The organism is Lentibacter sp. XHP0401, assembly GCF_025751535.1.
Classification (GTDB): domain Bacteria; phylum Pseudomonadota; class Alphaproteobacteria; order Rhodobacterales; family Rhodobacteraceae; genus Lentibacter.
Genome location: NZ_JAOWLC010000006.1, coordinates 66346 through 85998, shown reverse-complemented (window position 1 = coordinate 85998; position 19653 = coordinate 66346). Strand labels below are relative to the sequence as shown.

General features: G+C 57.1%; 19 protein-coding genes and 2 tRNA genes. 9 read left to right on the top strand and 12 right to left on the bottom strand.

Going from position 1 to position 19653, the window contains the following annotated elements; translation table 11 throughout:
- Nucleotides 1-38: 38 nt before the first annotated feature.
- On the bottom strand, nucleotides 39-1733 hold the full coding sequence (gene xerC / locus OE750_RS09520; protein WP_263763904.1) for a tyrosine recombinase XerC: 1695 nt from the start codon (nucleotides 1731-1733) through the stop codon (nucleotides 39-41).
- A 42-nt stretch (nucleotides 1734-1775) separates the two neighbouring features.
- Nucleotides 1776-1859 (bottom strand) — tRNA-Tyr (locus tag OE750_RS09515).
- Between the two features lie 109 nt (nucleotides 1860-1968).
- Between OE750_RS09515 and rlmB the strand changes: the two genes are divergently transcribed.
- Together rlmB and OE750_RS09505 are read left to right on the top strand one after the other, a co-directional pair.
- Nucleotides 1969-2760 (top strand): 23S rRNA (guanosine(2251)-2'-O)-methyltransferase RlmB, encoded by a 792-nt coding sequence (gene rlmB, locus OE750_RS09510; protein WP_263763902.1) that lies wholly within the window; start codon nucleotides 1969-1971, stop codon nucleotides 2758-2760.
- Nucleotides 2761-2938: 178 nt separating this feature from the next.
- On the top strand, nucleotides 2939-3412 hold the full coding sequence (locus OE750_RS09505) for a CoA-binding protein (protein ID WP_263763900.1): 474 nt from the start codon (nucleotides 2939-2941) through the stop codon (nucleotides 3410-3412).
- Here the strand turns inward: OE750_RS09505 and OE750_RS09500 are convergent.
- The 3 genes from OE750_RS09500 to hisA all read right to left on the bottom strand — a co-directional run bounded on the left by OE750_RS09500 (nucleotide 3409) and on the right by hisA (nucleotide 5435).
- On the bottom strand, nucleotides 3409-3714 hold the full coding sequence (locus OE750_RS09500; RefSeq protein ID WP_263763898.1) for a phosphoribosyl-ATP diphosphatase: 306 nt from the start codon (nucleotides 3712-3714) through the stop codon (nucleotides 3409-3411). The genes OE750_RS09505 and OE750_RS09500 overlap by 4 nt on opposite strands.
- Entirely contained in the window at nucleotides 3714-4475 is a 762-nt protein-coding gene (hisF, locus tag OE750_RS09495; RefSeq protein ID WP_263763896.1) for an imidazole glycerol phosphate synthase subunit HisF, read from the bottom strand. Before hisF ends, OE750_RS09500 begins: the two co-directional genes overlap by 1 nt.
- A 237-nt stretch (nucleotides 4476-4712) precedes the next feature.
- Complete coding sequence (gene hisA, locus OE750_RS09490; protein ID WP_263763894.1) at nucleotides 4713-5435, bottom strand: 1-(5-phosphoribosyl)-5-[(5-phosphoribosylamino)methylideneamino]imidazole-4-carboxamide isomerase; 723 nt, start codon at nucleotides 5433-5435, stop codon at nucleotides 4713-4715.
- A 130-nt stretch (nucleotides 5436-5565) separates the two neighbouring features.
- On the opposite strand from hisA, the gene OE750_RS09485 reads away from it, so the two are divergent.
- Both OE750_RS09485 and OE750_RS09480 read left to right on the top strand, forming a co-directional pair.
- On the top strand, nucleotides 5566-5952 hold the full coding sequence (locus OE750_RS09485) for a DUF2147 domain-containing protein (RefSeq protein ID WP_263763893.1): 387 nt from the start codon (nucleotides 5566-5568) through the stop codon (nucleotides 5950-5952).
- 124 nt (nucleotides 5953-6076) lie between these two features.
- Nucleotides 6077-6466: a DUF2147 domain-containing protein gene (locus OE750_RS09480; protein ID WP_263763890.1), complete on the top strand. Its 390-nt coding sequence runs from the start codon at nucleotides 6077-6079 to the stop codon at nucleotides 6464-6466.
- Here the strand turns inward: OE750_RS09480 and hisH are convergent, their stop codons facing one another.
- Nucleotides 6467-7105, bottom strand: a complete 639-nt coding sequence (gene hisH / locus OE750_RS09475; RefSeq protein WP_263763888.1) for an imidazole glycerol phosphate synthase subunit HisH — start codon at nucleotides 7103-7105, stop codon at nucleotides 6467-6469. It lies immediately after the preceding gene.
- Nucleotides 7106-7693: an imidazoleglycerol-phosphate dehydratase HisB gene (gene hisB / locus OE750_RS09470; protein ID WP_263763886.1), complete on the bottom strand. Its 588-nt coding sequence runs from the start codon at nucleotides 7691-7693 to the stop codon at nucleotides 7106-7108.
- A gap of 130 nt (nucleotides 7694-7823) precedes the next feature.
- Between hisB and OE750_RS09465 the strand changes: the two genes are divergently transcribed.
- Nucleotides 7824-8063, top strand: coding sequence for an Lrp/AsnC ligand binding domain-containing protein (locus OE750_RS09465; RefSeq protein ID WP_263763884.1), 240 nt, complete (start codon nucleotides 7824-7826; stop codon nucleotides 8061-8063).
- A gap of 146 nt (nucleotides 8064-8209) precedes the next feature.
- Here OE750_RS09465 and OE750_RS09460 read toward each other — a convergent pair.
- Together OE750_RS09460 and OE750_RS09455 are read right to left on the bottom strand one after the other, a co-directional pair.
- A tRNA-Gly gene (locus OE750_RS09460) sits at nucleotides 8210-8284 on the bottom strand.
- A gap of 526 nt (nucleotides 8285-8810) precedes the next feature.
- On the bottom strand, nucleotides 8811-9242 hold the full coding sequence (locus tag OE750_RS09455; protein ID WP_263763883.1) for a helix-turn-helix domain-containing protein: 432 nt from the start codon (nucleotides 9240-9242) through the stop codon (nucleotides 8811-8813).
- An 80-nt stretch (nucleotides 9243-9322) separates the two neighbouring features.
- Here OE750_RS09455 and OE750_RS09450 point away from each other — a divergent pair, with 80 nt between their 5' ends.
- Nucleotides 9323-9814: a DUF2938 domain-containing protein gene (locus OE750_RS09450; protein WP_263763881.1), complete on the top strand. Its 492-nt coding sequence runs from the start codon at nucleotides 9323-9325 to the stop codon at nucleotides 9812-9814.
- 222 nt (nucleotides 9815-10036) lie between these two features.
- On the opposite strand, the gene OE750_RS09445 is transcribed toward OE750_RS09450, so the two are convergent.
- Complete coding sequence (locus OE750_RS09445) at nucleotides 10037-13480, bottom strand: pyruvate carboxylase (protein WP_263763879.1); 3444 nt, start codon at nucleotides 13478-13480, stop codon at nucleotides 10037-10039.
- 128 nt (nucleotides 13481-13608) lie between these two features.
- On the opposite strand from OE750_RS09445, the gene OE750_RS09440 reads away from it, so the two are divergent.
- Complete coding sequence (locus tag OE750_RS09440; protein ID WP_263763877.1) at nucleotides 13609-13794, top strand: hypothetical protein; 186 nt, start codon at nucleotides 13609-13611, stop codon at nucleotides 13792-13794.
- Here the strand turns inward: OE750_RS09440 and OE750_RS09435 are convergent.
- Nucleotides 13776-14927: an alpha-hydroxy acid oxidase gene (locus tag OE750_RS09435; protein WP_263763875.1), complete on the bottom strand. Its 1152-nt coding sequence runs from the start codon at nucleotides 14925-14927 to the stop codon at nucleotides 13776-13778. The two genes, OE750_RS09440 and OE750_RS09435, sit on opposite strands and share 19 nt — an antisense overlap.
- Nucleotides 14928-15186: 259 nt before the next feature.
- On the opposite strand from OE750_RS09435, the gene OE750_RS09430 reads away from it, so the two are divergent.
- Nucleotides 15187-17484 carry an ATP-dependent helicase gene (locus OE750_RS09430; RefSeq protein WP_263764046.1) on the top strand — a complete coding sequence of 766 codons (2298 nt, stop codon included), beginning with the start codon at nucleotides 15187-15189 and terminating at the stop codon, nucleotides 17482-17484.
- A gap of 110 nt (nucleotides 17485-17594) precedes the next feature.
- On the opposite strand, the gene OE750_RS09425 is transcribed toward OE750_RS09430, so the two are convergent.
- Complete coding sequence (locus tag OE750_RS09425; protein ID WP_263763873.1) at nucleotides 17595-17822, bottom strand: DUF1127 domain-containing protein; 228 nt, start codon at nucleotides 17820-17822, stop codon at nucleotides 17595-17597.
- Between the two features lie 199 nt (nucleotides 17823-18021).
- On the opposite strand from OE750_RS09425, the gene OE750_RS09420 reads away from it, so the two are divergent.
- Nucleotides 18022-19077, top strand: a complete 1056-nt coding sequence (locus OE750_RS09420; protein WP_263763871.1) for an Mrp/NBP35 family ATP-binding protein — start codon at nucleotides 18022-18024, stop codon at nucleotides 19075-19077.
- Nucleotides 19078-19653: the final 576 nt, after the last annotated feature.

The window sequence follows — 19653 nt, the reverse complement described above, 5'->3', positions numbered from 1 at the left end:
TAAGGGTATATCACACGCTCATGCAGATGTATTTCATCTCACAGAACCCTTGGGTCGGTCGCATTGACCCAGCGTCGTTTGACATCAAATTCCGGGCCATCGTCGTAGTGACGGATTGCACCAGCCTCCTTGTGGCCGAGGATTGCCCGTTGCACCTGAATGTCTGCACCAGCGCGACGCATCGCGTTTACGAACGTTGAACGTAGCGAGTAAAGCGCCTTTTGTGGGTCTTTGATGGGGTCTCGCATCTGTTCACGAAGCAGTCTTGCAAAGTTGTGCCGCACTGAACCAACTTTATCTGTCTTGATTGTTTGGAATGTCGTTAAGCCGCCATTGGCAATCCAATCGTGGAGGCCCGCAAGCTCTGGATGTAGTGGTACGACTCGTGTCGAACTCTCCGTTTTGCTTCCTTTGATCCTGATCAACTTATCATCGACATCATCTGCTGTGAGTCGAATGACTTCGACGGGCCGCATCCCCGAAAATGCGAGAACACGGACCACCATATGGATGGCTTTGCGGCGTTCATCAGTGAGACCTTTCGCAGGCTTGCCCCATGTGGCTTCTGCGGCATCCAATATGCGTCTGATCTCGGCAGGTTCGAATGGTTTCCATTTCCGCTCTTCGATTGGCCGCTTGTCACGGGGGAGTTTGACACCAGCCATTGGGTTGACGTTGATCAGGTCTTCGTCGAACGCGAAGTTGAAGATGCCTTTGATCGGGGTGAAGACTGCTTGGATCGATGCAGGTTTGATTTCACCAATCAGTTTGTCTCGCAACTGGCGTAAGTGTTCTGTGCGCACGTGCCCAATAGGCACGTCTCGTGTGATCTCAATAAGGCGGGCAAGTTCGCGACGATACTTTGAACGTGTGCCCGATCGGATCGAGTTGAAATCACAATATCTTTCGGTGACTGCGGTGATGGTATTCGGGTCAGGGGAAAGCTCGGAAATCTTTCGCTCCAGCTTTCGTTTGATGAAGTCATGCTCATCTTTCTGATCAGCATCAACTGGCGGCTCTCGATCTGGTCCAAACCCGACATCGTAGGCTTCTACTAACCAGTCCAGATACAGTTCTGGTGCCATTGGTGGGGGCAGGTCGATAAGTCTGATCTTTGCATCTCGAACGAGTTTTGGGTCCAAGGTTTCGATGTGCTTTACCAACTGCGGATATCTGGGAACTTCTTTGATCCTGTTCGGCGGGTCGCCACGTCGCGTTTCTTCAATCCAGAAATTGATTGTGTTGATGTTAGTTTCTTGATCGGGTTGACCCGCATAGGCTGCTTCGGCGCTTTGCAACATCTTTGCAGCAGCTTGCCATGGGCGGGGAATGGTATGTTTTGGAAAATACTGTTTCTCCCCTTCAAGCCGCTCTGTCATCTCATAGAAGCGGGGGAGGTCAAATTCATCGAATGCAACGGCACGTTTTGCCTTCGCCTCACGGACAGCGGTCACACCAGCCTTCCTTAGCTTGTCAGGGTCGCGCAGGCTGGCAATAAGCTCGTCATGCTCCTCAGCCCAAGTCACGACCATCTGAACCGCCTTGGAGTAGCTGACATCGCCGCATGGCAACTGCCACCGACGAATGCCGAGATGGGCCTGCATCTTCTGAGGAACGCGACGCTGGTAGAAGTATCGACCACGGTCGATCTTCAGGTAGGGAATCTTGCCTTCGTCACTCATTGTATCGAAATCACGTCTGTTTGTATCGAATATAGCCAGTATGAGGTGCATTGTAGCACCTCACGTCCATAAAAAACAGCATGTTGAGTAAAATGGTGGGCGACCCTGGAATCGAACCAGGCGTGCGTCTCCGCGAGGGAGTTACAGTCCCCTGCCACACCTTGCGGCCTGTCGCCCACTGAGGGCGGTGATTACTTGGCTGGCTTGGGGTCGTCAACACCAAATTGGCATGATAAGCGGCGCAAGTGAGAGAAATATGGTCTCGGCGTCAAAACAGGGTCTTACGATGAAAAAGCCAAAGTGGGTTGTTGAAAAAGAACGCGGTAAAAAACTTGAGGCGGCCGAGACGGTCTGGCTCTTTGGTCTGCATGCTGTGCGCGATGCTCTGGCCAACCCCAAGCGCGTCAAATTGCGCCTTGTTGTGACGTTGAATGCCCAGGCCAAGTTGGCGGATGTGATTGCGGCGAGCGGGGTTACTCCCGAGCTTTCAGACCCGCGCAAATTTGCTGCTCCGCTTGATCCTAACTCTGTGCATCAGGGTGCTGCGCTGGAGGTAAAGCCGCTTGATTGGGGCTCGGTGGCCGATGCCTGTGTGAGCGGCGGAGATGAGCGGCCTGCGCGGGTTTTACTTTTGGACCGTGTCTCAGACCCTCACAATGTGGGCGCGATCCTGCGTTCGGCCGAAGTGTTCGGCGCACGCGCCGTGATTGGCACCAAGCGCCACGCTGCGCCTGAAACGGGAGCTTTGGCCAAGACAGCCAGCGGAGCGCTAGAGCGCCAGCCTTACCTGCGCGTGACCAATCTGGCCCGCGTGATGGAAGAATTGAAGGGCTATGGATATTTCGTGATCGGGCTCGACGGTGAAGCAGACACGACACTGGAGGCGGAAATCGCCAGTTTTGAAGACCGTCCCGTTGCGCTTGTGCTCGGGGCAGAGGGGCCAGGCCTGCGGGAGAAAACCAAAGAACAATGCGATGTGCTGGCACGGATCGACTTCATGGGTGATTTCGGTTCGCTCAATGTATCCAATGCGGCTGCGGTTTCACTATATGCGGCCACTCGGCAAAAAACTGCCTGATTTAACATCTTGTTCACAGGTTTTTTACATCCTCTTTTTAAGTTCGGATTCGTCCCTACATCTATCCCAGAAGCAGGATGGAACACCTGCTTTCGTAATACTGTCCCTCGTTCCGTAACTGCGCTCAAGTTTGACTTGGGCGCTTTTTTTTGGCTCAAAGGCACTGGAGGACTAAAGCATGTCTGAGAATTACACTGACCGTTTTCTGAAAGATGTTTTGCAGCGTGCCAAGCGTGTTGCCATTGTCGGGCTTTCAAGCAAGGAGACGCGGCCAAGCTACTTTGTCGGGCGGTATCTCAAGCTGCGCGGATATGAGATACTGCCGGTGAACCCCGCCTATGTAGGGCAGGACTTTATGGGCGCACCTTATGTGGCGGGTCTTGCGGATCTACCCGATGATACTGATTTTCTCGACATATTTCGCCGTTCGGAGGATGTTTTGCCGATCGTTGAGGAGGCTTTGGAGCGGTTGCCCAGGCTTCAGAGCATTTGGATGCAAATCGGTGTTGTGCATGAAGAGGCCGCTGCACTGGCTCGTGCGCGCGGGGTGGATGTGGTGATGAACCGCTGTCCGAAGATTGAATACCAGCGCCTTTTTGGTGAGTTGCGCCGGGGCGGGTTCAATACCGGCGTGATCAGCTCGAAGCTCTAGCGCGAAGCTTTTTCAGCGAGGCCTGACTGGCTTTGGCGGCGGGCAAGCTCGGCCATTACATCTGAGACTTTCACATCATTGGCGTGAAGCACGACGAGCAGGTGAAAGATCAGATCGGCCGCCTCGGATGTGAGGCCCGTTTTATTGCCTTTTACGGCTTCGATTACCGTTTCGATTGCCTCTTCGCCAAGCTTTTCGGCGACTTTATCGCGGCCCTGTGCCAATAACTTTGCAGTCCAGCTTTCCTCGGGGGAGGCGGCGGCGCGGGTGGCGATGATGGTTTCCAGTTCTTCCAGAGTCATTATTCGATCCTCATGGGGATGCCCGCGGCCTGCATGTAGTCTTTGGCTTCGCGGATGGAATATGTGCCGAAGTGAAAGATTGAGGCGGCGAGCACAGCGCTCGCGTGCCCCTCGGTGACGCCTTCGACAAGGTGCTCAAGTGTCCCGACGCCGCCTGAAGCTATCACAGGCACGCTGACGGCATCGGCGATGGCGCGGGTGAGCGGGAGATTGTAGCCTGCTTTGGTGCCGTCACGGTCCATTGAGGTGAGAAGGATTTCGCCGGCGCCGTTTTTGGTAACGAGTTTGGCAAACTCGACCGCGTCTATACCTGTGGGTTTGCGGCCCCCGTGGGTGAAAATCTCCCATTTTCCGGGGCTGACTGTCTTGGCGTCAATCGCCACAACAATGCATTGGCTGCCAAAGTGTGCCGAGGCTTCGCCGACGACGTCGGGGTTGGCCACGGCGGCGGAGTTGAAGCTGACTTTGTCGGCGCCGGCGAGCAAGAGATCGCGCACGTCCTGCACGGTACGCACGCCACCACCAACTGTCAGTGGGATATAGCACTGTTCGGCTGTGCGGGTGACCATGTCAAACATTGTGCCACGGTTTTCATGGGTGGCATGAATGTCGAGGAAGCAAAGCTCGTCAGCCCCCGCAGCATCATAGGCCTTGGCGGCATCGACAGGGTCGCCCGCATCGACGAGATCGACGAAGTTCACGCCTTTGACGACACGCCCGTCGGCGACATCGAGGCAGGGGATGATACGGGTTTTGAGCATGTTGAAGCCTTTGATTGCAGCGTAGGGACTGTCTACAGAGCCGAGAAAGACAGTTCAATTCGCTTTGTTTTTGCAGGCGTGTTTAAGCAGCGCGCTCAAGATCGTTAAAGACATCCAGCACTTGAAGTGACGGTGACTCTTACTTGCGAGGGCTGCCGAGGCCAAAGCGAGGGCACCAAAGATCAGGACCGGCAGGGTTGGGGGCGATGAAAAAAGACATTGTTCTTTGCGCCCACGTCAGGATCTCAGAAGCGTAAGGGCTTCTTTGAGGTCTATCGCGCCGTCATAGAGCGCACGACCGGATATCGCGCCATTCAAAGGAGCGCCGCAGGTTTTAAGTGCCTGCAGGTCGGCGAGTGAGCTGACCCCACCTGAAGCGATAACGGGGATGCTGACAGCATTGCCAAGGGCAGCTGTCTCGGCAACATTGGGGCCTTTCATAGCGCCATCTCGATTGATATCAGTATAGATGATGGCTGCAACACCTGCGTCTTCGAAGGATTTAGCGAGATCTGTCGCGTTGACGTTGGTCTCTTCCGCCCAGCCTTTGGTGGCGACCATGCCTTTGCGGGCATCAATGCCGACGGCGACTTTGCCGGGGAATTCGCGGGCGGCGTCGCGCACGAGCTGGGGGTTTTCGACGGCCACAGTGCCTAGGATCACGCGGGCGAGGCCTCGGCTGATCCAGCGTTCGATGGTGGCCATGTCGCGGATGCCGCCGCCAAGTTGGGCGGGGACCTTGCATTGCTTGAGGATTTCCTCAACGGGCGCGTCATTGACAGGCTCGCCTGCAAAGGCTCCGTTAAGGTCAACCAGATGTAGCCATTCGCAGCCAGCCTGAACAAACTCCATCGCTTGTGCGGCGGGATTTTCGTTGAATACGGTTTCGCGCTCCATTTCGCCATGCACAAGGCGCACGGCGCGGCCATCTTTTAGGTCGATCGCGGGGTAAAGGATCATCGGGTTGTCCTGCATATTTGGCGTTGGAAGCTTTATGCACGGGCGGGCGCGAAATGCAATGTGACCTCAAGTCAGGCTTGCGTGGAATCGCCAGAGTGCCTCATGATTATTGGATAAGGGAGGACTTATGATGAAGAAGACACTAATTTTGGCTGTTGCGGGCTTTTGGGCGGCAGGAGCGGTAGTTGCCGAACCCGCGCTTGGCATGTGGAAGACAGAAGTTGACGATGGGTCGTATGCTCATGTTCAGATGAGCAAATGTGGCGCGAATGTTTGCGGCACGATCGCCAAATCCTTCAATGCTAGCGGCGAATACAACTCGCCCAACAAGGGCAAACAGATTGTTCGTGGCATGACGCCGAAAGGCGGCGGAGCCTATGAAGGCAAGGTCTGGCGGCCTTCTAATGACAAAATCTACATCGGCAAAATGCAAGTGAACGGAAACAACCTGACCCTTAAGGGCTGTGTTGCAGGCGGGTTGCTTTGTTCAAGCCAGAAGTGGACTAAAATCAAATAAGCCAAAAAGCGCCGAAGAAGCAAGACGGGGGTAAATAAAATCAACCCGTTTGAAGTGTTTCGCCGTATATCCAGCATCTGTGGTCCAAAGCATTGTGCTTTGGGCCCTATTCTGGAGCGACGCGATGAGACACACGCTTTTTCTGGCAGTGGCATTTGCATTGGCCGCCCCTGTGGCTGTGCAGGCGAACAGTGCAAAGGGGCTTTGGCAGACCGAACCCGACGACAAGGGCCAGACCGGTATTGTCAGCGTGGCCCCTTGCGGCAAAACGCTTTGCGGAACGATTATCAAAGCCTATGACGCGCAGAACCGTGCGGTTGTGACACCCAATGTGGGTAAGCGTATTTTGTTTGATATGATCGAAACCAAACCTGATTTCTATGAGGGGCGTGTTTTGATTCCGAAGTTTAACCGCACGCTTGAGGGCAAGATGATGGTTCAAGGCGCGCGTATGAAACTGAGTGGTTGCGTTGGCGCGGTTTGTGGCAAGCAGACGTGGACGCGGACGAAGTAATTAAGGCTTCCAACCAAGAAAATTGGCGATCATCCTGAGCCCTGTCTCTTGGCTTTTTTCGGGATGAAACTGCACTCCGACAAGGTTGTCACGGCCTACAACGGCTGTGATGTCGCCGCCGTGGTCGGTGCTTGCAAGGCGCTGGGAGGGGGCTGCGACGACGAAGTGGTAAGAGTGCACGAAGTAGCAGTGCTTGCCTTGTTCTATGCCTTCAAAAACAGGGTGATCATGCTCGATTTTGAGCGCGTTCCAGCCCATGTGCGGCACGCGGCACGCGGGGCTTGAGGGCGTGATTTTGCGCACTTCTCCTGCGATCCAGTCAAACCCTTCTGTGGATTCATATTCCAGCCCGCGCGTGGCGAGCATTTGCATGCCGATACAGATGCCCATGAAGGGGCGTGCGCGGCGGATGACCACTTCTTCAACGGCTTCAAAAATGCCTTTGTGATCAAACAGGGATTTGCGGCAAGCCGGGAATGCGCCATCGCCCGGCAGCACGACACGGTCGGCTTTGAGAACCGTATCAGGCTCGGAGGTGACGATGATATCGCCATGTGCGCCCTCGCGCGCCATGCGCTCGAAGGCTTTGTGGGCAGAGTGCAAATTGCCGCTGTCGTAATCTACGATGGCCGTGAGCATTTAGAGCGTGCCTTTTGTCGAGGGGATGGCTCCTGCGGCGCGCGGGTCGGCCTCAAGCGCGACACGTAGTGCACGGGCGACGGCCTTAAAGGCCGCTTCGGCGATATGGTGCGAGTTGAAGCCGTGGAGCGCATCGACATGCAGGGTAAGGCCCGCATGGGTGCTGAAGGCCTGGAAGAACTCGCGGACGAGCTCGGTATCAAACGTGCCGATTTTGGCTGTGGGCATGTCGACATTCCACACCAGAAAGGGGCGGCCCGAAATGTCGAGCGCGGCGCGCACGAGGGCGTCATCCATCGGCAAAAGGCAGGAGCCGTAGCGGTTTATACCTGCCTTGTCGCCCACGGCTTGCGCAAGCGCCTGTCCGATCGCGATGCCCACATCTTCGACGCTGTGGTGGTCATCAATGTGCAAATCGCCCTCGCAACGCACTGTCATGTCGAGCATGGCATGGCGCGCGAGTTGGTCGAGCATGTGGTCAAAAAAGCCGACACCTGTTTGGTTGTCATATGTGCCCGTTCCGTCAAGCGTGAGTGAGACGGTGATTCTGGTTTCGTTTGTAGTGCGGGTGACGGTGGCTTTGCGCATGAGCTTTCCCTTTGTTCTTGGGTGCTTATAGGCGGCCTCTGCGCTGCGGAAAAGCCCTTAGCGACAAGAGCCGTTGCGCCTGTTGCGCCAGCGTGGCAGTGTCGCCCTGCAAGTCAACGAGGAGAGAGCCATGTCGGATTGTGTGTTTGTTCAGCTGCGGTGCAAGCCCGGAACCACGTATAAGGTGGCCGAGGAGCTTGTGCTGAAGGAATTGCACTCCGAACTTTATTCGACAAGCGGCGAGTGGGACCTGATTTTGAAAGTCTATGTGCCCAAGGGTGAGGACATCGGGAAGTTTATCAATGACCAATTGCTTGATATTGCCGGGATTGAACGCTCACTGACCACGTTGACCTTCAAAGTTTTCTAAAATTTCCAGATTTATTTTCGAGCGAGGCATCCCGTTACATTATGGGAGGTCTCTTAATGTTTGGTGAAAGCCCTGCGCGAAGCACCTCTGAAACGACGAAGGGCCGCCCGAAGGCGACCCTATCTGTCTTCTCCCGAGAGAGAAATTGGAGCGGGCGAGGCGATTCGAACGCCCGACCCTAACCTTGGCAAGGTTATGCTCTACCCCTGAGCTACGCCCGCTTCCTTGGGTAGCGCTGATCTAATAAATGAAGCGCGGGGCTGCAAGAGGAAAAGTGCATAATGCTGCGATTATTTCTCAGAAATGCAAATGACGGGCCGAAGACAGGTCGGGGAGCCCCTCTTGGTGGCCGGAAAGCAGCAGGGTTCGGACGGATTTCAGCGTGAAAAACGGCCAGCCGTCTGCGGCGTTAAGATTTGCAAAAACCAGTGATTCCAGGGGGGTGATATGCGTGCACCATGCGTGCACACCCCGTGCACCGCCAAAACGGGTTTTAGGAAGACAAGAAAAACGGGCCGAACGTGAACAGAGCGGACGGCGCAGTGAAGAAAAATTAGGAACGAGGGGGGGCGCGCAGGCCCGGATGGCGGAAGGGCGGAGCTTCTGGTGCTTTGCAACAAATATCGGGTGCGGGCCCAGAATGCAGTATGATGCGCGAGTGTCCGCAATGCTGCGCGTTCCGGTTACATGGCTCAACCACTGATCACATTTGCAACGCCACCGCGGGGCAAGTCGCCCGCAAGTCCTTTAGCCGTTTGTTGGTCTGTTTCGACGTTTTGCCGCACCAGGCCGTTTCCTGGTTAGTGCGACATGCATGATCCGCTGAAACCGAGGGCACTCTAAGTGACTGGGTGCGGTGCAGTTCATGACATGGCGAAGGCCATCCCGTAAGCTGGTCAATTCTCTAATCGTCACATCTATAGCGTCTGCCTTTGCTTCCAAAGCACTGCGCTTTAAGTCCGGGGTGCCTTCTGTTCCAATCATTTCTTTAATCTCCAACAGGGAAAACCCCGCAGTTTGAGCCAAAGCTATAAGTGAAATTCGCGCCTTTACTTCATTCTCATAAAGGCGCTTCAAGCCCCGCCGCCCTACGGAACGGATCAGGCCCACTTCTTCATAGTAGCGAAGTTTTGAAGCTGAAAATCCGCTCAAGCGGGAGAGTTCGGAAATATCTATCAAGACGTTGACCTCAAGTTGGCTTGAAGTTGTATGTTGTGTCCCTCTTGCAAAATATCAACAAGATTTGAGGGCCTTATGCTATGATGACACACATTCTTCTGAACGCTGCTTTCATTGGGGTTGGTGCGACTGCTTTCATGGATTTGATCGCACTTGCCCAGAAGCGCATTCTGTCTCAACAATCACTCAACTATGGCATGGTCGGGCGTTGGTTTGGCCATCTGATCCGAGGGAAATTTAGACATCACCCGATTTCGGCGAGCCAATCTATTCCATTCGAACGCGTTACCGGTTGGAGTTTACATTATCTGATTGGCATTGTGTTTGCTCTCGGCTTTCTTGCTCTTGTCGGTGACGGCTGGCTGGAAGCTCCCAGTTTGTTGCCTGCATTAGGGGTTGGTGCATTGACGGTGCTGGCCCCCTTTCTCGTGCTTCAGCCGGGTATGGGGGCGGGGTTGTTTGCTCGGAACATGCCTAACCCGAGCATCGCACGTCTTAAGAGCTTATTCGCACATTTCAGTTTCGGTATGGGCCTTTGGGTGTCGGCTGTTTGCGCATCCGTGTTTTTCTGACTCGAAACGCGCAACTGCACGAGTGGACATTGGCACCGTAGAGAACCAACGGCGGAAAAGCCCGCATAGCAGCAGTTGTGTGCACAGGCGTTGCGGGTGCTTTCCGAGGGAGGGACGGGGGGCTGGCGATAGGGCTTCAAAAGAAACGGCCCGCCTGTTTGACAGGGCGGGCCGCAGGTCTTTTAGAACAGAATAAGCGGGACGGGAGCGCACTCCTTAAGCTTACTCCAGTTCGATCATCAGGTCTTTGGCGTCAATCTGGCCACCAGCCTGCACATGCACGGCCTTCACTGTGGCGTCGCGCTCGGCGTGGATGCCTGTTTCCATTTTCATAGCCTCGATAGTGAGGAGCATATCGCCTTCCTTGACGGTCTGGCCAACGGTGACCGCGACAGAGGCGACAACTCCCGGCATGGGCGCGCCGATGTGATCGGGGTTGCCGAGCTCGGCTTTGGGGCGCTGGGCGGTTTGGGATTTGACCAAGCGGTTGGGCACGCGGATGGTGCGGGGCTGGCCGTTGAGTTCGAAAAATACCTTGGCTTCGCCATCATCGGTGGTTTCGCCCACGGCAGAGAGCCGGATTTCGAGGGTTTTGCCCGGGTCGATCTCGGCAGTGATCTCTTCGCCTTGTTCCATGCCGTAGAAGAACGTTTTGGTCGGCAGCGTGCGAACGGGGCCGTATGATTTGTGGCGGCCCATGTAATCCATGAAGACTTTGGGATACATCAGGTAGCCGTTGAGATCTTCGTCATCAATAGCGAGGCCTTCAAGCTCTTCCACCACGCTTGCGCGGGTGGCTTCGATATCAACAGGTTCAAGGTGCGCGCCCGGGCGGGAGGTGTCGGGGGCATCGCCTTTGAGCACTTTCTTGACAATCCCGTCAGGGAAGCCGCCCGGAGGCTGGCCAAGGTTGCCGCGCATCATGTCGATGACGCTATCGGGGAAGGCCACGTCTTTGTCCGGGTTCTCGACATCGGCACGGGTGAGGCCTTGTGAGACCATCATCAGGGCCATATCGCCCACGACTTTGGAGCTTGGCGTGACTTTGACGATATCACCGAACATCTGGTTTACATCGGCATAGGTTTTGGCGACTTCGTGCCAGCGCTCCTCCAGCCCGAGGGAGCGGGCCTGTGCCTTGAGATTGGTGAACTGGCCCCCCGGCATTTCGTGCAGGTAAACCTCCGAGGCGGGGGCGGCGAGGCCGCTCTCGAAAGCAGTATACTGGGCGCGAACCTGCTCCCAATAATCGGAGATTTCGCGCACGGCAGTGGGGCTTATGCCTGTGTCGCGCTCGGTATGGCGCAGGGATTCAACAATGGAGCCGAGGCAGGGTTGCGATGTGCCGCCAGAAAAGGCGTCCATGGCAGCATCGACGGCATCCACGCCCGCTTTGGAGGCGGCGAGGATGGTTGCGCCTGCGATGCCTGATGTGTCGTGGGTGTGGAAGTGCACGGGAATGCCGACTTCTTCTTTGAGAGTCTTCACGAGGATTTCGGCGGAGGCGGGTTTGAGCAGGCCGGCCATATCCTTAAGGCCCAAGATGTGTGCGCCTGCGGCTTCCAGCTCTTTCGCCATGTTGACGTAATACTTGAGGTCATATTTGGCGCGGTCCGGATCGAGGATATCGCCTGTGTAGCAGATCGTGCCTTCACAGAGTTTGCCGCTGTCCTGCACCGCGTCCATGGCGACGCGCATGTTTTCAACCCAGTTGAGGCTGTCAAACACGCGGAAGACATCAACGCCCGATTTGGCGGCCTGGGCGACGAAGCTTTGCACTACATTGTCGGGGTAGTTGGTGTAGCCCACGCCGTTGGAGGCGCGCAGCAGCATCTGGGTCATCAGGTTGGGCATGGCGCGGCGCAGATCGCGCAGGCGCTGCCACGGGCATTCTTGCAGGAAGCGGTAGGCAACATCGAAGGTTGCGCCGCCCCAACACTCGACAGAGAAAAGCTGTGGCAGGTTGGCGGCATAGGCGGGCGCGACCTTGATCATATCAATCGAGCGCATACGGGTGGCGAGGAGGGACTGGTGGCCATCGCGCATGGTTGTGTCGGTGAGAAGCAGTTGCTTTTGCGCCAGCATCCAGTCGGCGACGGCTTTGGGGCCGTGCTCTTCCAGCAGGTTGCGTGTGCCGCTGGGAGGTGTCTCGACATGGCGTGCAGGTGCGCGCGGGTCTTTCATATCGGCACGCGGCTTATCGCGGCCTGTTGTCTCGGGGTGACCGTTGACTGTGATATCGGCGATATAGGTGAGCACTTTCGTGCCACGGTCACGGCGCTGCTCGAACTCGAAAAGCTCCGGTGTCTCGTCGATGAATTTGGTGGTGTATTCATTGCTCAGGAACGTCGGGTGCTTGAGCAGGTTTTCGACGAAAGCGATGTTGGTGCTGACCCCACGGATGCGGAATTCGCGCAGGGCGCGGTCCATGCGGGCGATGGCGGCTTCGGGGGTCTGGGCGTGGGCGGTGACTTTGACGAGCAGGCTGTCATAGTAGCGGGTGATGACGCCGCCTGCGTAGGCGGTGCCGCCGTCAAGGCGGATGCCCATGCCCGTGGCCGAACGGTAGGCCGTCAGGCGGCCATAATCGGGGATGAAGTTGTTTTGCGGATCCTCTGTGGTGATCCGCGTTTGCAGGGCGTGGCCGTTCAGGTGAATATCGCTCTGTGAAGCTTTGCCTGTGGCCTCCTGCAGGGTTTTGCCCTCGGCGATCTTGATCTGGGCTTGCACGATGTCGATACCCGTCACTTCTTCGGTCACGGTGTGCTCGACCTGCACGCGCGGGTTTACTTCGATAAAGTAGAACTTGCCGCTGTCCATATCCATGAGGAACTCGACGGTGCCTGCGCACTCATAGTTCACATGTGCACAGATTTTGCGACCCAGCTCGCAGATTTCCTCGCGCTGTTCCTGCGTGAGGTAGGGGGCGGGTGCGCGCTCCACCACTTTCTGGTTGCGGCGCTGGACCGAGCAGTCGCGCTCCCAGAGGTGATAGATCTGGCCGTGGGTATCACCCAGAATTTGCACCTCGACGTGGCGGGCGCGGATGATCATTTTCTCGAGATAGCCCTCACCGTTGCCAAAGGCGGCTTCGGCCTCGCGGCGGCCTTCCTTCACTTTTTCAGGCAGTTCTTGCGCATTCAGGATGGGGCGCATTCCGCGTCCGCCGCCGCCCCACGAGGCTTTGAGCATCAGCGGGAAGCCGACGTCTTTGGCCTCGGCTATGATAGCGTCCATATCATCGCCCAGAACCTCGGTAGCGGGGATGACAGGCACACCCGCCTCGACAGCCACGCGCCGCGCGCTGGCTTTGTCGCCCAGAGCGCGCATGGTGCTGGCCTTGGGGCCGATGAAGGTGATGCCGCTGGCTTCGCAGGCATCGACCAATTCGGGGTTTTCCGAGAGCAGGCCGTAGCCCGGATGAATGGCATCGGCGCCGGATTGTTTGGCGACGCGGATAATTTCATCAATGCTCAGATAAGCCGCCACGGGGCCGAGCCCCTCGCCGATGCGATAGGCCTCGTCGGCCTTGAAACGATGCAGGCCGAGTTTGTCTTCTTCGGCGTAGACAGCGACCGTCTTTTTGCCCATTTCATTGGCCGCGCGCATGATGCGAATGGCGATCTCGCCACGGTTGGCGATGAGGATTTTCTTGAACTCGGGCACGGGGTGGGCTCCTTGATCTGAGAGGCGTATTCGATTCTCGGGCATTGGTAACATTTTCTTACCAATCGAGGCTATAGCTCATTCATATTCGCGTGATTGGGCCAGATGGCTCTTCGGAAAGCGGCCTTATGCGCGATAGGGACGACGAAACCAATGAGACGCAAGGTCCGCAGGATATGCAAGCCGGTTGCCGCAGTTTTCTTTCGGGGCAGAAAGCGATTGTGCCCGCCGCACCCGCAATGGCCGAGAGTTTGGTGAGGAATGCGGAGGATGCGCTTGCAGCCATGTCCGGGGTTTACCGCGCCGTAGAGTGAGGTGTGATAAGGCGCTGGGGAAGATCGGTCAGGTTTTGCACACCAAGTTGGCCGAGATTGGCGATGAGGTCTTGGGTAAGCATATCGGTGAGGTGCTGTGGTCCGCGCGGGCCGAGAGCGGCGAGGGCGTAGTGCCATGCGCGCCCGAGCATGACGAAATCGGCCCCCAGAGCCATAGCGCGCAGGATATCGAGGCCGCCGCCGATCCCGCTGTCAAATATGATGGGAAGATCGGAAGCCTCGCGGATATGGGGCAGCATGTCGATGCTGGCGGGGGCACCGTCAAACTGGTGGCCTGCGTGATTGGAAACCCAGAGCGCATCGACGCCTGTTTGCTCGATCATCGGGATCGAGCTTGAATCAAGGATGCCTTTGACGATGAGGGGCCCTTCCCAGAGCGCACGAACGCGCTCGAGATAGGCATGATCGGGCGAGGTGCGCAGCAGGTAGCCGATGTGGGCCGTGGACGAGAGGCTGCGGGTGTTGCTGGCGTAACTGTCGAGCAGGCGCATACGGGGCGCGCCTGTTTTGAGCATGGCCATGGCCCATGCGGGGCGTTGGGCGGTTTGCCACAAGAGGCGTGGGCCGAACCTTGGCGGCTGGGTGAGGCCAGAGCGTGTCTGACGCTCACGGCGCGAGGCGACGGGGACATCAAGGGTGAGCACGAGGGCGTGAAAGCCCGCTGCTTTGGCGCGGGCGAGTATGTCTTTGAGGATGGCTTCGTCTTTGGGCGGATAGAGCTGGAACCATGCTTTGCTGCCAAGCACAGGCGCGACATGTTCGGGCGTTTGGGCCGCGACTGTCGAGAGGCAATAGGGGATATTTGCGCGGGCGGCCTCGGCGGCGAGGAGCCGTTCGGCATCGGGCCAGATGAGGCCCGACATGCCGACGGGGGCGATGCCGAAGGGGGCGGCGTAGGTTTGGCCGAGAAAACTGCGGGAAAGGTCGGGGCTTTGCGGGCCATGCAGCACGGAGGGCAGGAACTTGACCGCATCAAGCGCGGTGCGGTTGCTGAGGGTTGTCATTTCGCGGCCTGTGCCGCTGTCGAGGTATTCAAACACGAAATGCGGGATGCGGTTTTGGGCGCGTGTGCGCAGATCATCAATGCTCGGGTATTTGGCGTGCAGGTCCATGGAGCGTATTGAGCGCGGGGGCGTTGGGAATGTCCAGTGGGATTGCGCCGCGTTCTTTGGAACGCGGCGCGGTAGCGAGGGGCTCTGCCCCTCGCGCTCCCCGGGATATTTATGGCAAAAAAAAAGACTGATTTGCGGGGATGGGTGGAACACAAGGCGAACATTGCTTTGACTTGGGCTGGAAAATCTTTAGGTATCGGAGCTGAATTGAGCGGAAAAGAAGTGATAAAACGTGGTTTCTCTATCGGAAAAAGCCCTCATGGCGCGGGGCGCGCCCTATCTGGACGAGTTGAATGCGGAACAGCGTGCGGCGGTTGAGACGCTGGACGGGCCGGTGCTTATGCTCGCGGGAGCCGGCACGGGCAAGACCAAGGCTTTGACCACGCGGATTGTGCATTTGCTCAATACCGGGCGCGCGCAGCCAAACGAGATATTGGCGGTGACATTCACCAATAAGGCCGCGCGGGAGATGAAAGAGCGGGTGGCGCGGTTGCTGGGGCAGTCTGTCGAGGGGATGCCATGGCTTGGGACGTTTCACTCTATTTGCGTGAAGTTGCTCAGACGCCATGCGGAGCTTGTGGGGCTGAAGAGCAATTTCACCATTCTGGATACGGATGACCAGTTGCGTTTGCTCAAGCAGTTGGTACAGGCGGCGGATGTGGATGACAAGCGCTGGCCTGCGCGGATGTTGGCGGGGATTATCGACAACTGGAAGAACCGCGCCTGGCTTCCCGAGAACCTGCCTGCGGCGGAAGGCAGTGCCTATGACGGGCTGGGGCCACAGCTTTATGCGCAATACCAGACGCGGCTCAAGGAGCTGAATGCGGTTGATTTCGGTGATTTGCTTTTGCATGTGGTGACGATCTTCCAGCAGCATGAGGATATTTTGGCGCAGTATCAGCGCTGGTTCAAATATGTGCTGGTGGACGAGTATCAGGACACGAACGTGGCGCAGTATTTGTGGCTGCGTTTGCTGGCGGGTGGGCATAAGAACATCTGTTGTGTGGGCGATGACGACCAGTCGATCTACGGCTGGCGCGGGGCCGAAGTTGGCAACATTCTGCGCTTTGAGAAGGATTTTCCCGGTGCGGCAGTGATCCGCTTGGAGCAGAACTACCGCAGCACGCCGCATATTCTGGCTGCGGCGGCGGGTGTTATTTCGGGCAATGAGAAGCGGCTTGGCAAGGAGCTATGGACCGAGGCAGAGGACGGCGAGATGGTGCGCCTGATCGGCCATTGGGACGGCGAGGAAGAGGCACGCTGGATTGGCGAGGAGGCAGAGGCCTTGCAGCGGGGCACGCGCGGGATGCGGCCTATTTCGCTGAATTCCATGGCGATCCTTGTGCGCGCGAGCCACCAGATGCGCGCGTTCGAGGACCGCTTTCTGACCATCGGGATGCCATATCGGGTGATCGGCGGGCCGCGGTTTTACGAGCGGATGGAGATTCGTGATGCGATGGCTTACTTTCGCCTTGTGGTGAGCCCTGAGGATGACCTTGCCTTTGAGCGGGTGGTGAACACCCCCAAGCGCGGGTTGGGCGACAAGGCGCAGCAGAAAATACAGGTGGAAGCGCGCAGCCAGTTTTTGCCGCTGCATGAGGGTGCGCAGATGCTTCTGGATGCCAAAGGACTGGGCGGCAAGGGCGCGGTGGAATTGCAGCGCTTTTTGGACAACTTAAGGCGCTGGCAGCGGCTTGAGGCGAGCCCTGAGGTAACCCATGTCGAACTGGCCGAGATTATCCTTGATGAAAGCGGCTACACCGGGATGTGGCAGAACGACAAATCACCCGAAGCACCGGGGCGGCTTGAAAACCTCAAGGAGCTTGTGAAAGCGCTGGAGCAGTTCGAGAACCTGCAAGGGTTTCTGGAACATGTCGGCTTGATCATGGACAATGACAAGGACGATGCGGACGAGAAAATCTCGATCATGACGCTGCATGCCGCGAAGGGGCTTGAGTTTCCGGCTGTGTTTTTGCCCGGTTGGGAAGACGGGCTTTTCCCCTCGCAGCGCTCGATGGACGAGAGCGGGCAGAAGGGCCTCGAGGAAGAGCGGCGGCTGGCCTATGTGGGCATCACGCGGGCCGAGGAGCTTTGCACCATTTCGTTTGCGGGCAACCGCCGTGTGTATGGCCAATGGCAGAGCCAGATGCCGAGCCGATTTATTGACGAGCTGCCTGAAGCGCATGTGGAAGTGCTGACCCCGCCGGGGCTCTATGGCGGCGGATATGGCGCAGCGCAAACGGGAGGGCGCTCGCGGCTTGATCAGGCTGTTTCGGATGCGGATGTTTACAACTCGCCCGGCTGGAAACGGATGCAGGCGCGCACAGCACAGCGCCCGAGCGGGCAGGCGCAAGAGAGCCGTAACATCGTGATCGAGGCTGTTGCGGTTTCGTCATTTTCTGTGGGGGAAAGGGTGTTTCACCAGAAGTTCGGCTACGGAGATGTCACGGCTGTAGAAGGTGACAAACTGTCGATTGCCTTTGACAAGGCGGGCACAAAGAAAGTTGTTGCGCGTTTTATCGTGAGTGCGGCGGATGCCGACACGATACCGTTCTGATTTTTTCGGGGAGGGGAGAAATGAAGGCGGCGGGCCTTAAGGGAGGAGGGGCCCGCCGCGCATTCTTGTGCCGGAAAAGGGAGGAGAACCGGCACAAACCGGGTGTTTGTTTAGCCGTAGACGGCTTCGTATGCAGCTGCGTGCACGTTTGAGGCATCAAGGCCAAGGTCGGCAAGTTCGCGACCTGTAAGGGCTGACAGCTCGGAAACTGTTTTGCGGTATTGGCGGTGCATCGCAAAAGATTCTGCTGCGTTTGAAACAAGGCGGATGCCGCTGCCGATGACTTCCGCGATGGCTTCGCTGAAGGCGTTCGATGTTGTTGCTACTACGTGGTTCATTGTTTTACTCAATCATGTGCGTGTTTGTGTATCTGTTGACGGGGATATAGGGGGATGCTGCAACTGCGAAAAGGGCTAGTTTGGCAATGCCGCTATGCAGCATTTGCATACGTCCTTACGTGAACGTCAATCGACCTTTCGGGTTGTAATTTGACGCAGGAGGCGCACCTATGCGCATAAGATAATAAGGAGCGCGACCATGGCGACGAAAGAACAGATACTGGCAGAACTTGACCGTTTGCTGCTTCCTGACGGGCGCGGCCTTGCGCAGGCAGATATGGTGCGCGCTGTGACGGTTGACGGCGGGGCTGTGCGTTTTGTGATTGAGGCTGCAAGCCCTGAGGATGCGGCCAAGATGGAGCCTATCCGCAAGGCGGCGGTTGAACTGGTTGAAAAACTTGACGGGGTTGAGAGTGCGTCTGCGGTGTTGACGGCCCATGGGGCGCAGGCCGCGCCCAAAGCGCCGCCGAAGCTGAGCATTGGCGGGCATCCTGACCCCAAGCGCAAGGACATCCGCCCCAAAGGGGTAAAGCGCATTATTGCTGTTGGTTCAGGCAAGGGCGGTGTGGGCAAATCAACCGTGAGTGTGAACCTTGCTGTGGCGCTGGCCCGCGCGGGGCAGAAAGTCGGCTTGTTGGATGCGGACTTTTACGGGCCGAGCCAGCCGCGGATGATGGGCGTGAGTGCACGCCCCGGACAATCGCCTGACGGGTTGATTGTGCCGCCTGAAGCGCATGGCCTTAAAATGATGTCGCTAGGCCTGATGGTGGACGAAAAACAGGCCGTTGTCTGGCGCGGGCCGATGCTTATGGGTGCGGTGCAACAGATGCTCGGCGAGGTGGATTGGGGGGAGCTGGATGTCTTGGTGATTGATCTGCCGCCCGGAACGGGAGATGTGCAGCTCACTTTGGGCCAGCAGAAAGTGCTGGACGGGGCGGTTATTGTCTCGACCCCGCAGGATGTGGCGCTGATTGATGCGCGTAAGGCGATTGATATGTTCGAGAAGCTTAAGGTGCCGGTGATCGGGCTTATCGAGAACATGTCTCTCTATATATGTCCCAAGTGCGGACATGAGGCGCATCTCTTTGGGCACGGTGGTGTCGGGCTTGAGGCCGAGCGCCTTGGAGCGCCACTTCTGGCGCAGCTTCCGATTGATCTTGATACGCGGCTTGGCGGGGATGCAGGGCAGCCTGTGGCCGCGGGCGAGAGTGCTGCGGCGGCGATTTATGCGGATTTGGCCCAAAAACTGATCTGAGCCGAACACTCTGTGGGAATTGATGGGATGTGCCATGGGAAATCATGGGCGTCCCTTTTGATTCAGGGAGCATTTCGCCGAATCAACGGTTTGATTCGAGTGATTTAGCGTATTTCTGACCAGGCAGCGCAGTGGTTTGAGCAGTTACTTCGCGATTTCTCAAAAAAAGTGGGATTTTATGGGTCACGCCTTAGAGGGGGCGAGCGTCACCATATATAGTATAAACTTCGCAGTTTATCGCTACAGTTGGTGTATTCTTGAGGTGAAAACCCTACTACATCTAGTTCTGATCGGCTGTTTGGACTAGATAATGTGGCTTCGGTCCTCAAAAAACTATTGATTACCATGAATTCCCATGGCATCCATGTTTCACGAGATGAGGTTGGGAAACAAAGGGGCGATCAAAAAGACCCCGAAACAAAACTCCCTAAGTCAGGTTTCATACAGGCACCCGCTTCATCAGAACAAGAGATCCGGCGCGCGGGCGAGCAGACATCCCCCCCAGGTGGCGCGCGCAGCTGGACAATCCCGCAAAGCGGGACGAGGGCGGCGGTTGATCAGTGGCAGCAGATCAAC